The sequence below is a fragment of the Halopseudomonas sp. L-58 genome, from assembly GCF_056859475.1.
This window is the reverse complement of the sequence record NZ_JBSXON010000064.1, coordinates 18,522-31,615: the sequence shown is the minus strand read 5'-3', so window position 1 is coordinate 31,615 and position 13,094 is coordinate 18,522. Positions and strand designations below refer to the sequence as shown.

13 protein-coding genes and 1 pseudogene are annotated in these 13,094 nt (G+C 59.7%); 4 read left to right on the top strand and 10 right to left on the bottom strand.

Translation table 11 applies throughout. From position 1 onward, the window contains the following. Positions 1-2: 2 nt before the first annotated feature. From AC13EY_RS10395 to AC13EY_RS10350, 10 genes are all read right to left on the bottom strand, one after another. The gene (locus AC13EY_RS10395) at positions 3-857 is read right to left on the bottom strand and encodes a DUF4194 domain-containing protein (protein ID WP_228246975.1); all 855 of its coding nucleotides are present in this window, start codon (positions 855-857) and stop codon (positions 3-5) included. An 8-nt stretch (positions 858-865) separates the two neighbouring features. Beyond that, entirely contained in the window at positions 866-2,326 is a 1,461-nt protein-coding gene (locus tag AC13EY_RS10390) for a DUF3375 domain-containing protein (protein ID WP_228246974.1), read from the bottom strand. Continuing rightward, entirely contained in the window at positions 2,323-2,538 is a 216-nt protein-coding gene (locus tag AC13EY_RS10385; protein WP_228246973.1) for a hypothetical protein, read from the bottom strand. The genes AC13EY_RS10390 and AC13EY_RS10385 overlap by 4 nt, the downstream gene beginning before the upstream one ends. An 18-nt stretch (positions 2,539-2,556) precedes the next feature. After that, positions 2,557-2,826 (bottom strand): hypothetical protein, encoded by a 270-nt coding sequence (locus tag AC13EY_RS10380; RefSeq protein ID WP_245841414.1) that lies wholly within the window; start codon positions 2,824-2,826, stop codon positions 2,557-2,559. A 169-nt stretch (positions 2,827-2,995) separates the two neighbouring features. Beyond that, positions 2,996-3,112: a nucleotidyl transferase AbiEii/AbiGii toxin family protein gene (locus AC13EY_RS10375; protein WP_228246972.1), complete on the bottom strand. Its 117-nt coding sequence runs from the start codon at positions 3,110-3,112 to the stop codon at positions 2,996-2,998. A gap of 170 nt (positions 3,113-3,282) precedes the next feature. Further along, a complete protein-coding gene (locus tag AC13EY_RS10370; protein WP_228246971.1) occupies positions 3,283-4,689 on the bottom strand; it encodes a DUF6880 family protein in 1,407 nt (468 codons plus the stop codon). After that, a complete protein-coding gene (locus AC13EY_RS10365) occupies positions 4,686-5,933 on the bottom strand; it encodes an RNA-binding domain-containing protein (protein WP_228246970.1) in 1,248 nt (415 codons plus the stop codon). The genes AC13EY_RS10370 and AC13EY_RS10365 overlap by 4 nt, the downstream gene beginning before the upstream one ends. Then, a complete protein-coding gene (locus AC13EY_RS10360) occupies positions 5,930-8,788 on the bottom strand; it encodes a DEAD/DEAH box helicase (RefSeq protein WP_228246969.1) in 2,859 nt (952 codons plus the stop codon). Before AC13EY_RS10360 ends, AC13EY_RS10365 begins: the two co-directional genes overlap by 4 nt. Next, a complete protein-coding gene (locus tag AC13EY_RS10355; protein WP_228246968.1) occupies positions 8,785-8,982 on the bottom strand; it encodes a helix-turn-helix domain-containing protein in 198 nt (65 codons plus the stop codon). The genes AC13EY_RS10360 and AC13EY_RS10355 overlap by 4 nt, the downstream gene beginning before the upstream one ends. Positions 8,983-9,072: 90 nt before the next feature. Beyond that, on the bottom strand, positions 9,073-10,023 hold the full coding sequence (locus tag AC13EY_RS10350) for an AraC family transcriptional regulator ligand-binding domain-containing protein (RefSeq protein WP_228246967.1): 951 nt from the start codon (positions 10,021-10,023) through the stop codon (positions 9,073-9,075). Positions 10,024-10,093: 70 nt separating this feature from the next. Here AC13EY_RS10350 and AC13EY_RS10345 point away from each other — a divergent pair. The 4 genes and pseudogenes from AC13EY_RS10345 to AC13EY_RS10330 all read left to right on the top strand — a co-directional run bounded on the left by AC13EY_RS10345 (position 10,094) and on the right by AC13EY_RS10330 (position 13,089). Further along, positions 10,094-10,948 (top strand): annotated as a pseudogene (locus tag AC13EY_RS10345) (sterol desaturase family protein). Then, complete coding sequence (locus tag AC13EY_RS10340; RefSeq protein WP_228246966.1) at positions 10,945-11,535, top strand: NADPH-dependent FMN reductase; 591 nt, start codon at positions 10,945-10,947, stop codon at positions 11,533-11,535. Before AC13EY_RS10345 ends, AC13EY_RS10340 begins: the two are co-directional and overlap by 4 nt. A 97-nt stretch (positions 11,536-11,632) precedes the next feature. Beyond that, positions 11,633-12,592 (top strand): hypothetical protein, encoded by a 960-nt coding sequence (locus tag AC13EY_RS10335; protein ID WP_228246965.1) that lies wholly within the window; start codon positions 11,633-11,635, stop codon positions 12,590-12,592. Then, positions 12,589-13,089 carry an NUDIX hydrolase gene (locus AC13EY_RS10330; protein ID WP_228246964.1) on the top strand — a complete coding sequence of 167 codons (501 nt, stop codon included), beginning with the start codon at positions 12,589-12,591 and terminating at the stop codon, positions 13,087-13,089. The genes AC13EY_RS10335 and AC13EY_RS10330 overlap by 4 nt, the downstream gene beginning before the upstream one ends. The last annotated feature ends 5 nt before the right edge of the window (positions 13,090-13,094 follow it).

The following is a 13,094-nucleotide window of genomic DNA, read 5'->3' as shown; positions in this document are numbered from 1 at the left end:
CATCAGTCATTGCCTCCCAGCAGGTCACCCTGGCTGACAGTGGGGTCTAGTGTGTTTGATGGCTTGACCGGTGGGGCCGGCAGCGCAATATCATCCTCCGCGGCCAGCCGCTGATACTCGGCCAGCATGGTTTCAAGGAAGGCGGCATCCACTACATAGCGAATCAGCGGGGTGATTTCAAAGCGGTCGTCACTGCCACGCAGCGGCGCCAGCAGTTTGCGGTCTTTCATGTTTTTCACCGCGCCATTGAGCTTTCTGCGGTCGGCGCTGGCGTGGTTGGTCAGCGGCAAAAAGGGCGTGAGATAGGACTCCAGCCGCTCGATATCCACGGTAATTTTCTGCTCCCCGGCAGCCTCTCGCTCCTGATAATGGCGGCGCAGTACCAACAGCAACAGGGTGTCGTAAAGCGACAGGGTGCGCCGGGTGATCAGCGAAACGAAAGAGTCGGTGCTGTCGTTGTCGTTTTCGCTGTCTGACTCATCGCTCGCTTCATCGTCGCTATCAAAGCGAGCCACAAAACCCAGACCCGCGCGCTCATCCAACACAAGACGCAGATACACTTCGGCCAGATGGCGGCGAATCACGCCATGGTGACGGCACAGGGCCTCGTACAACTTGCCCTTTTGCGCCGCGATAATAGCGCCCTGGCGCATCAGGTAGACCAGCACCCGGCGCGCCTCATGGGGCATCTCGGCGCCATCACCTGTGTCTTCGGCGCTGCTCTCGCTTATCTCTGCTTCATCGGTCTCGGCGCTGCCAGCCTGCTCTGCCTCGGGCCGAGCCTGCTGCAGCGGCACGCCACTGACCATACTGAAAAAGCTGTTATCCGCGCCGCCCTCGCCGTCATGCTCTGCCATACCTGCTCCTACAGCACCAATTCATCCAGATTGTCCGGGAACAACTCCGCGCTCAGCAACAGCGCCGGGACAGTTGCCCGTAGCTGCGCGCCGCTGCGATCAACAATGATGACCTGTTCGCTGCGCTCCAGGGTGGCCGCATTGACCGCCTTGGCCACCCGCACGTAGGCCACCAACTCCTCCAGCCCGGCCTGAACCGGCAACACCTTAAGTAACCCGGCGATGGTCTGTGGGCCGCGCTGGCAGAGCGCCAGATACACCTTTTCTGCCACCTCGCGCACGCGCACCGACTCCAGACTCTGCAGTATCTGCGCACTTGGCTCACGGCTATTGGTCTGCGCCTGCACACCCCGTGTATCGAGTTTCTCGTCCGGGCTGCGCAAGCGCAGGCTGTCTGGCGAGAACAGCGTCAGCGCACCGACAGGCAGATCGAGCCGAGTCTCGCTGCGCAGGCTGCAACCGCCATCCCGCAGGATCACAGCGGCCTTCTCCAATTGCGCCAGCAATTGCTCTACCGCGCGGTTCTCACTCGCTGCGCCGCTTTCAATGTACGCGCGCAGCCCTTCCTCTGTGCGCCGCCGTACCTGAAACACACGCTCGCTCTCACGGCTCAGTTCACGCATCAACTGCGCCAGAAACTGTTGCTGCGCGGCGGTCAGTTGCTGGGCGATGGGGCGCGCCAGAATACTGCGCAACTGCTCACTCAATTCGGTATAGCGGTTGTGATCACAGAGCAGCTGGAAGAAGCCCTCGAAGGCGCTGCCCGCGTCAGTCGCCGCCAGCAGCGCTTCGCGCTCCATCACCGACAACAACACCTCACCCCGGGTATTACCGCCCTCAATCAACTGCACGCGCAGGTCTTTATCCAACTGGCGAATTTCATCCTCGACCCGGCGAAAGTCCCCGGTCAGCACCGAGGCCAACTGGTAGACCTCGCGAATACGCTCGCGCTGCTGCTGCTCGCTTAGCTCACGCACCACGCCGGCCTTGAGCTCATCAATCTCGCGCTGCAGCTCCGCCTTACGCTGCTCCAGCAAGGTAACGCGCTCATCCACATTCGGGCTGATCGCCACGGCCAGATCACGCACGGCTTCCTGCACAATACGCAGGTGCGATGCGCTGGTGCCGGTACTGCGCTCATCCAGGCTACGACTAAAACGCAGCGCGGTTTCGCAGGCATCGGTCTTGCTCAGTTGATCATCCAACTCGCGCAGCCAGCCGGCGGCAATCCACTGATTGAGGTAGGTACCGGCCGGCGTTTCGGTCTGCCACTGACCCAATTCACGCAAGCGCTCTATCTCGGCATCCAGCCGCACTCGCGCACGGCTGAACGGCACCTCACCTTCCTCGCTGAACAGGTCGGCGATAAACGCCAAGACATAGGGCGCATTATCGGCCCGCAGCAGCTTCCACGCAGCGCTTTCACCGTACAGCCGACGAAAGCGTGCTTGCAGTTCGTGAAAACTCATAGGGTCGGCTTACCTCCGGGCAAGCTGTCAGAGCGCGACTTTATCCGCGCCAGGATCTCATCATGCTGTAGCCGATCCACCGCGTGCTTCGCCACAGAACGCCGCCGCAGGTTGCGCAGCTTTCCCTGTACAGCGGGTAGCGCCAGGGCCTGCGGCAAGCCGATCAGAGCAAACTCGGGGCGTTCGCTTTCCATGGAGTCAATAAAGGCCATTGAGTCGGTATCCAGCCACTACGCCATGCATGCCAGAAGCCGTTCGCGTTTTTTCAGCTGGGCGCCAACCCTGATGGGTTGTGTGCTCATGCCATTGAAATGCGACACAATGATTGCGTCAAAATCAGGCGGATCAATCGGCTCCGGCAATTTCCAAGCCGGTTTTGGGCTGCAGGTAAGATACACCAGAAAGGTGCCCCATAGCTGCTCGCCGACTGCATGGTCTTGCAGCATGGCCCCGAGGTCAAACACGTCACGCGGACGCTGTCGAGATAGCGCGGTAGCCATCTTGCCGACATAAAGATCGGCTGGCGATTAATCACATTATCCTTCTGATGCTTCGCGTAGCCGATGTTTCCACCCGCAGGCGCAATGACGCGTCCGCCAGCCCCTTGGCAAGTTGCTCCAGGGCAGGCTTAAGCTCCCGCGAATCATCCTCATAGTCGCCAGTGGGCAGTCAGGTCAGGTCAATACCCACCGACAGGCGCGGCAAGTAATGCTCAAAGAGATTGATAGCCGTCCCACCCTTGAGGGCAAAGCTTGCTTCACAGGCCAACAGCGGCAGGATATCCACAAGTAATTGAACACTCTCGGCATACCAGTTGCTGATCCAGAACCGCCGGCAAGGTGATGCGGTAAGTTGGATTCAAGCGATCACCTGATATCAAGGGAGGCGCCATGCAGGATGTTAGGCATGCCCTTGTCCATAGGTGATTGCAGGTATTCCGTGTTGGCGGGTGCCAATCAGCGGGCTAGGGCTTTGTTCGGGTGGCCGGCAGCCTCCCAGAAGGAGCGCTTGCGCCAGTGCTTACTTTGCAAAGTGGCGATATAGCACTGAGCGTTCTCCAAGCCACGGTAATCGGGCTGCGTCTTGTCCAGCTCAAGGAGGTCACGAAAGTAGCGTGCGCCATGGTGGTAGGCCTTGCTGTAACCACGGTCGAGCAGGTCGTTTAGCAACAGTCGGTAGCAAACAATGCTGGCCAGCGTTTGCCCGGCAATCTCAAAGTGCTCCAGCCAATTGAGCAGCGTGCCGTACCAGCAGCCTTGCAGGCGAGCATGCTGGGCAATCAGATGCTCGGCAGCCAAGTCCACCGCATCAATAAACAGCAGCGTCTGGATAGTTGCACTGGGGTCACTCTCAGCGCTGAGCTGCTGCTTGATCTGCTGGCTCAGAGCTTGCCGCTCAGCGGGGTCGGCATACTCCCAGTAGGCTTCAAGATTAAACAGGCTGGGGCTTTGCTGGTATGTCTGCAGCAGGTTGTGCTTGAGCTGGTCTAGGTTACCCTGAAGCTTGAGCAATTGGTTGTGCAGTTGCGTCTTACGGCGCAGATCAGCCTGCCACTGGGGCCGCTGCAACCAGTGCTCAGCCTGCTCCAGAGCGTTGATACGCAGGGCAAACTCGACCAGCTGTTGCAGTTGCAGTGGGTTAGGCTGCGGGTTAGTGAGCAGGATTGCCTGCTCATAAAGATCGATGTCCCCCAATGCCTCTGCGACCGAACGCAAGCCGATACAGGCATCAGCGGCCTGGTGATTGTAATCATCACCTTTGTGGGTGGCGATTGCGCTGCGGGCGGTCTGGGTAAAGCCGGCTGCCAGAGAGTGCAGTTCCTGCGGGGTCAGCAGGGTGTGACTGAACCTCAGCAAGTCATCAAAGCAACCGTAGTCATTGTTGTCATACAGGGCGCAGACAGCGGCGACCCAATCGCGGGCTTGCGGCTGCTGGCGGCGCAAGTTGCTGGCAACCTCTAGCCAGAATTCCACCGCGGTGCCCAGCACCTCGCCCAAGCAACCGTCGGAGTCATCGACCCGCTCAACCATATCGCTATGGCGTTCCAGCAACTGATCAAGCAATGCCAGCGCTTGGTCCGCATCCGCGTCGGCCAGCTCGCAGATATCCACCAACAATTGCTCAAGCCGTTGAGCAAAACTGGGGGCGATGTGGTAATCAATAAACTCATGACTGCTGGTCACCTGACTGACCTGCCTTTGCAAATAGGGCAGCAGATTCGGCAGCGGCTCCGGTGCATCTCTCTGCTGCCCCAGGTGCTTCTCGATGGTCTTGTCGATATCGGCATTACGGCCATACAGGTCATCCACCAGAGCAATCAATGCTGGCGTTGGCATAGCGCGCAGTTGTTTGACAATGCTCATTCGTCCTGAACATCCTTGCTGGCGGCATAGATGATCAGCAGTAGCTCGTCATCATCGACCAGCCGATATTCCGGTCGTTTACCACTCAGCGCTTCGCTGGCTTTGATGATTTTGGGCACGCCCTCACCACGGCGCTCAATCAGCGCCTGGCGCCCCGCTTCTTCGCGGGCGTTGTAGTAACGGCTGAGCAGGTTGACGATGGTTTCATTACGGGTGACGGTGTTTTCCATCAGACCATCCAGGCTCAGGCTATTGGGTAAGGCGCCGGGGCTGTACAGCTCCAGACGGTCGACAAACATGTGCAAACGAATGCGCCGTCCGGTCATGGAATAATCGCGGTGCGCGACGGCGTTAACAATGGCTTCAAACACCGCACCCAGATCGTATTGGGGCAGATCCTGTCGGCCGATGGTTTTTGTGGCCGCCAGACGCATGTTTCTACGCACAAAGGCCAGGGCATCGTTGATTTGCTGGTCCAGCGGGCCGGTGCAGTCAGCGGCGTCCAGTTGGTCATGAGCATCGCGCTCGGTGCCGCTATAGCACACGCACTGCACATAGGCGTTACCGAGCCACTGGGTGGGGTTTGGCGTCAGCAGCAATACGCCACTGATAGACAGGCCAAGCTGGCCGTGCTCGCTAGCGCTCAGGTGCAGCTTGCGCAATTGGTCGGCTTCTGGGGTGTCGGCGCGCAGGAAACGCTGCAATAAGCTGCGGTCGAGGTCATCCAGCGTGGTCGCGGGTACCAGGGTTTCATCAAAGCGAATCAGCCGCGACTGACTGCGCTGTTGAAACAGGCGCATCAGCACCTCGGGTTTCATCTCTTGCTTGGTGGAACCAACGCGTTGGTAATAGCGCCCATTGCTGGCGTGCACCATGATGCTGCGGGGAATCTCAACATAAATAACCGTTTTCGCCATGCCCGCCCGATCCGGCAATTGCAGCAAACGTGTGTGCAGGGGCACCGGCGGGTTGATGGCCTGCTGGCTGAGTGTGACCACCCACTCCTCCACCCTGGCCACTTGCTCGTCAGCAATGCCCAGCACCTCACGGGTTTTGTCATCCACACCCAGCACGATGCGCCCACCCTGACTGTTGGCAAAGGCGGCAATCTCAAGCGCCATCTTGTCCTTATGCGGGCCGATAATGCGCGGGCCCTCACATACCACTTGCTTGAATTCGATGCTGGAGTCTTCACCCAGGCGGATATGAAACAGTAGCTCTCTGGCCAAGTCCGTTTTGGTCATGCGCTTACCTGCGAGTGGTCGGTCAATGTCCAGCGGATGCTGAACAGGGTGGTGGTTTGGGTGTCGAGCTCCAGCTTGTCGCTGATCTCATCGAGCAAGGCATCTTCCTGCTGTTCAATCTGCTTTCTTGCTTCGTGGTATTCGGTCAGGGCGTCATCGCGCTGACGCTCCAGACTGCGCAAGCCCTTTTTGGCCTGCACCTTCTCAGCGGTGGAGGCGAGCTGCCGAGCCTGTTTCTTGTAGGCTCTGATCTCTTCATCCAGCTCTTGCACGCGTAGCGACAGCGCTTGGCGACGATCTTCAGCCCAACGTTCGAGCTTGGTCGTCTCCTGCTCAAAGTAGGTTGCCAGTTGCTGCTCGGTAAGCGCCTGCTGCTCGGCCACGGCCTCTTCCAATAGCGGCTGAAATACCCGCGTATCCAACTGCACCGGGGCGCTGTCTATGCGGGCAGGCACGCACAGCAAGTGCTCGGCATTTTCGCGGCTGAGCACCTCACCGTTGTCAGAGACGGCAAGCGCCAGCAGGTGCCGACGCTGGGTATTGGCAAAGGTGAAGGTCAATTGCACCAGCTGCAAGAGCCCACTGTGACCGATCAGAGGGCGCAGCGCAGCAAACTGCCCAGCCTGGAGGTCTGCGTAGTCAAACACCAGATGAGCATCAGGTAGCGGACGCGCCTTGGCGCGCTTAACCAACTCCCAGGCCAGATAATGTTCGGTGGTTTGCAGGCGGAAAAACTCGGAATCGTTAGCCTGCACCAACGGCCAACTGAGGTCAAAGCGCTGCCCCTGATAGACAAAATGATTACGTTCAACCTGCGCCCCCGGCAGCTCGGCGCGGGCCAAGTCCAGCAGCACCTGCTCGTGGCTGGAGAGGAAGTCCTGGCTGCTGTCGCGCGTGTTCTTCAGGGCGGCCACGACGTCATGGTCAAAATGACTTAACAGGGTTTGCCGAGCATGCTCTTCACGCACCTGGAGAATCGCCTCCATGTCGCTTTGCAGCTGGTCGAAATGGGCCTCAATCTCGGCGTCGGTACGGCAGTGCTGATAGATATCGTAGATACGCCGTTCAATGTCGATATCGTCGGCAATAGCGCCGAGAATCTCGTCGGAGGCGCCAAACACCCCTTCAAACAGCTTGAGCTTGTCGTTCAGCAATTGGAACACTCGCTGATCGGCGGGGTTCTTGCGGTTAACGAAGTTGACCACCACCACATCGTGCTTTTGCCCGTAACGGTGCACACGGCCAATGCGCTGCTCGACCTTTTGCGGGCTCCACGGTAGGTCGTAGTTGATAAGTACCGAGCAGAACTGCAGGTTGATACCCTCCCCACCCGCCTCGGTGGAGATCAAAATGTCGGCCTGGTCGCTCTTGAAATGCTCAACCAGCGCGGCCTTCATATCGGCTGGGCGTGAGCCGCTGATGCGGCCACTACCGGCATGACGCTGTAGCCAGGCCTGATAAATCTGTTTGGAGCTGGCGTCGCTGTTACTGCCATTGAGCAACACGGTGCGCCCGGTATAACCGTGAGCCTGCAGGTGACGGTCCAGGTACTGCTGGGTGCGGCAGGATTCGGTAAAGATCACCGCCTTGCGTTGGCCGCCCAGGTTCTCGGTCATCTCCAGTGCGCGCTTTAACACCACCACTAAGGCGTCGCCCTTGGCGTTATCGGTAATGCTGGCGGCCAGCTGCTGATACTCGCTCAACAGGGCAATCTCTTCGGCCAAACGCGCCTGCTTGCCTTGCTCTGGCGGCGGCTCTGCGTCGCCATCAACCTGACCAAACTGATCTAGCCAGTCGTCAGCTTCCTCCAAATCGCCAAGGCTATCTTCGGTCAGCAATTGTTGGTCGCGCAGCCGTTCAACCATACCCTTGAGCGTCTCGGCGATGGCAAAGCTGGAGGAGGCCAGAATCTTGCGCAGGCCAATGCTAACCAGATGCCGCGCCTGCTGGGAAATGGCCTGCAAATCGGGCCGTTGCAGGTAGCTGGAGACCTTCTGGTAGAGCGCCCACTCGGCTTCATTCGGGGTGAAGTCCTGCGTAATGGCATAACGATTGGTGAAGTTAATGCCGCCTTCCTGCTGTACCTGTTTACGCAGGGTGCGGTGGCACAGCGGCTCAATGCGCTGCTTGAGGTCATCCAGTGCGTCGCCGTTTTTCTGCCGGTTAACGTACAGGCTGCGAAAAGACTTGGCGTCGCCAAAGTAATGCGGGTCGATCACGCTGGCCAGACCATACAGCTCCATCAGGTTGTTCTGGATTGGCGTGGCAGACAGCAACACCCGCGATTCGGCGCGCGCAGTGGCGCGCACAACGTCCTTGGCGCGTTTGTCGCCTTTGGGGTTATAGATGTTGCGCAGCTTGTGCGCTTCATCAAACACCACCAGATGCCAATCGATCAGCCCTACCCGATCTCTTTGCGCGGCCACATACTCGTAGGAGCAAATGACAATATGGTCTGGCTGATCAAAAGGGTTGACGCGGCCCAGCTGGCGCTGCTCGCGCGCGACCTTGCTGTCGATGATGATGGACGGCAGCTCAAACTTGTCGACTAACTCCTGACTCCATTGTTTGCGCAGCGACGCCGGGGTTACCAGCAAAATACGCCTTTTGCACTCGGCCCACTTTTGCGCAATGACCAGACTCGCCTCGATGGTTTTGCCCAGGCCCACCTCATCTGCCAGCAGCACACCCTTGGCCAGCGGCGACTTGAGTGCGAAACAGGCAGCCGCGATCTGGTGCGGATTTAAGTCAACCCGCGCAGCGGCCATGGTGCGAGATACCTGATTTTCCAGCCGGTCAGTCTGAGTCAGCCAGTAGGCAAAGTAGGCGCTCTGGTAAGGTGTAAAAACGCTCACTTGTTATCTCCAACTTGCTGCTCAGCATCCAGCCAGCGGTCAATAGCAGCGCGACCAAAACGCCATTGCTTGCCAAGCTTCTGCCCAGGTACACGGCCCTGCTGCACCAGTTTGTACAGGGTGGACTTGGGCAGCTTCAGATAGGTGGCCAGTTCGTCTAGCGTCATGACTTGACCGGGATTGGAGTCGCTCACTGTGGGCTCTGGTTTTTAACAGTATTTAGCAGGTAATGGAGTATCGGCCAGAGCACTGCACCGCGCAACCGTCTGCCGTGGCGCCGGGCGTCATTTCTGCCAACGCTTGCGCGCATGCAGGTAGGCGGCGGTGTCACCATAACCCAGCCGGTCCGCAATCTGCGCCCGGGTCAGCCCCTGCAGGGCCAGGTACTGATCCAGTTCGGCGCGCACCAGGTCCAGCAACTGACGAAAATTCAGGCCCTGATCCTGAAGACGTCGGCGCAATGTTCGAGTGCTCAGATGCAAAGCCGGCGCGACCTCTTCCAGCGACACCTGCACCCCGCCCAGCAGGCCACGACGAACCAGCGCCGCTACCTGCCCGGCCGTACCGCCAAATTGTTGCTGCTGCGCCAGGCGTCGGTCCAGCTCGCAACACACCAGCTCAAACATCGCCCGGTTGGCACCGGGATGGGCGTGCTGCATGTCCGCGTCGCTAAACCACAACTGATTCTCGGCAGCGGCAAACTCCACGCACTCGCCCAGCACCGGCCGATAGGCCTCGTGATAGTCCGGTTTCCGGTGACGCAGACACACCCGTACCGGCGTCAGCGCGATCTGAGCCGCTGCTCGCATCTGGGTTACCGCCATATTCATGTAGTGCTCGACCAGATAGCGCTCCAGCCCGGCTGCTGCATGCACCCGAATGCTGACCCCGGTCATGCCGTCGATCTTCACCGACCGGATCGAGTCCATGGACGAGGCCAGTGACTGGTAGCGCACCCAGCAGTCCAGCGACTGCTGCGGGTTGGCTGCGTAGAAGCCAAGGCAGGCCAGCACATGCCAGTCCTGCGGAGTAAACAGCGAGGACAGATGCAGGCCAATGGCCGGATCATGCTCTGCCGCCCTGTGCCAGAGCTGCTCAAGCGCCACCAGATCGAAATCGTCACGGTCGCCACGCTCGTGCAGGAAACGCTGCAAGATCTTGCCAAGTGGGCCGTGATGAAAGCGCTGAATCGACACCTTGGCCGATTCAACCCTGTTTTTGTCCTCTGCACGCATGTTGGACCGATCCGATTTGGATTCTTATTGGCTGGAAGTCGAGTCAATCAAACCGCCCGCAGAGGTTAGCATGGAAACAATAACAACAAGCCTGAACCCCGCCGTCATCGTCGCCGGGATCTTTTTCTCCTTCGTCCTGCTTGAACTCATCCTCGGCCGCTTTTTCCAGCCGGCCGGTCAGCGCCGTGACGCGCTGATCGAGATCATCGGTTCAACGCTGCTGCTCGGCGTAACCGTTCCGTTCATTACCTTCGCCAGCGGCGCGATCATGGGCACACTGGCCCCCGAGTGGAAAGGTGCTCTGAGCGGGATTCCGTGGCTGGCCGGCTTCGCCCTGTTTCTGCTGTTCGATGACATGACCCAGTACTGGTAGCATCGCCTCGCACACAAGGTGCCGTTCCTCTATGACCTGCACCGAGCGCACCACTCGGCCAGGTACATGAGCATCCGCATCGTCTACCGCAACAACAGCTTCTACTACCTGCTGATGCCCGGTATCTGGTTCTCGGGCATCCTCATCTATCTGGGCCTGGCACACGTCTACTTTGTGTATCTGATTCTCAAGATGTGCGTTATCTACGGCGCCCACAGCAGCGTGCCGTGGGACGCCAAGCTGTATCAGATCAAGTGGCTGAAGCCGGTCATGTGGGTCGTCGAGCGCACCATCTCCACCCCCTCCACCCACTCTGCTCACCACGGACTGAGTGCCGAGGATGGCGTAACCAACTACAAGGGCAACTTCGGCAACCTGCTGTTCTTCTGGGACATTCTGTTTGGCACCGCCAAGATCACCCGTCGCCGTCCGCCGAAGTACGGTATCGAGAACCTCGGCCCGGTCAGCTGGACGCAGGAGCTGTTCTGGCCGCTGGTACGCAAGCCCAAAGCCAAAGCCACACCCGAACTCAATCCTGAGGTAAGCCAATGAGTCGTCATATTGCCCTGATCGCCGGTTCCAGCCAGCAAAACAGCCAGAGCGCCAAGGTGGCGTACTGGCTGGCCGCCAGCCTGCAAGCCAGGGACTGCGAAACCAGTGTCATCGAACTCGGCCAGCAGCCACTGCCGCTGTGGCCCGAAGCTGACAGCAACGGCGTCTGGCCGGCGATTTCTGCGACCCTGCGCAGCGCCGACGCGCTGGTTGTCATCAGCCCGGAATGGCACGGCATGGCCAGCCCGGCACTGAAAAACCTGTTCATGTACGCCGGTCGCGCCGAACTGGCGCACAAACCGGCGCTGCTGGTCGGCGTCTCCGGCGGCCAGGGCGGCAGCTACCCACTGGCCGAGCTGCACGCCTCCAGTTACAAGAACTGTCGCATCTGCTACCTGCCGGAGCACCTGATCGTGCGCAACGTGGAGCAGGTCATGAATCCGGGCGAACCGACCAGCGAAGACGACCTGCGCATCCGCGCCCGCGCCGACTGGGCCATGGACCTGCTGCTCGATTACGCCGAGGCGCTGGCGCCGCTGCATGCGCGTCATCGCAACCCGCCAACAGAGTGGATGAACGGCATGTAAGCGTTTGAAAAACAGTTGAAAAGCGCCAGCAGCCAGATCGCTCCCGGAGACAAAGGTCGCTATGATGGCACGCGACTGTCCGAGGAGATGGAACACCGTGCTGTTCAAGGAAAAACTGCTGCTGGCCAACTGTGACTCGGTGCACGCCCACGGCCACGAAGAGTTGCGCAAACGCTTTCTGACCGGCCTGGCCTTTGCTGATGGCGTGGTGCTGCCACCCAACACCCTGATCGACAACCTTGAGCTGGCCAACGCCCTCGGCCAGATGAACGTGATCAAGTACCTCAACGAAGAGGGCAAGGGCAAATTTGTTATCCGCGGCTTCGGCCTGTCGCGCTTCGCCACGTTGCAGGAGTACTACGATGCCCTGCCCGACAACTTCATTCTGTCCAGCCTGCCGGGTCGCCCGCGCAAGGGGGAGCTGGACCGGCAACAGCGCACGGTCATGGCCGAGCGCCTGCGCAAACTGCAGGCCGCGCTGAGCGAACTGCAGCCGGTGCTGGACGACGTCAGTGTGCCCCGCGAGGCACTGCAGCAGGAAGTCTTGCGCCGCCTGGACACCCTGCCCGGCTCCGGCGGCTACTTTGAGCATGACGGCGACTACCAGCTGTTCAGGCTCGGCGGGCTGAGCAAATATTCGCGCTCGGACTGGTACCTGTATGCCGAGCAGTTTTTCCGTGAGCGCGGTCAGGCAGGGCTTGAGGCGCTGCGCTTCGAGTTGATCGACCCGGCCTACAATTCACTGTTCGCCAAGGCGTCCGAGGGCTTTTTGCAGGACAACATTCGGTTTCTGCAGGGCGTTCCCGAGCAGGTGCTCGATTCCAGCATTGCCTTCAAGGCCCTGCGCAGGGAAATTGAACTGGTTCAGTACCCGATCAAGGTGTTCAACTTCATCTCGAGTCTGGGCGCAGGCGAGGTAATCAAGTTCCTCACCGACGAGGCACTCGGCTATCTTGAGGACAAGATGATGGAAACCGGCGAGTCCTATATGACCCGCCGCAACTGGTTTGGGTTGTATCCGCGCATGCGCAGCTTCATGGGCCTGGAGATCAAATGAGCACGGTTTACGAGAACCCCTGGTTCAAGGTTGTCCGGGAGGAGGGCTTTCACTGGGTTGAGGAAAGTGGCGCAAACAACGGCGCGGCGGTGCTCGCGGTGGTGGATGCACGGAAGGCACTGCTGGTCCGCGTGAAGCGCCCGGCCCAAGGCGAGCAGGTCATGCTGGAAATACCCCGTGGTTATGGCGAGTCAGGCGAAAGCAGCCTGCAATGCGCCTGCCGAGAGCTGCACGAAGAAACCGGTTACCGCGCCACACCAGAGCAATTGACACGACTTGGTCGCTATCGTCCCAACTCGGCGATTCTGGCCAGTTGCGTCGACCTTTATCTCGCCGAGCTGACCTCCACCGATCTGGTTGGCAGCCCCGACGGCGAGGTACTCGCTGTCGAAGCCGTGCCCTTGGACGATCTGCCGGCGCTGCTGCAAGACGGCACGCTGGACGACGGCTTCACCCTGGCGGCACTGGCACACTACTTCGCCCGCGCACAGGGCTGAGACGC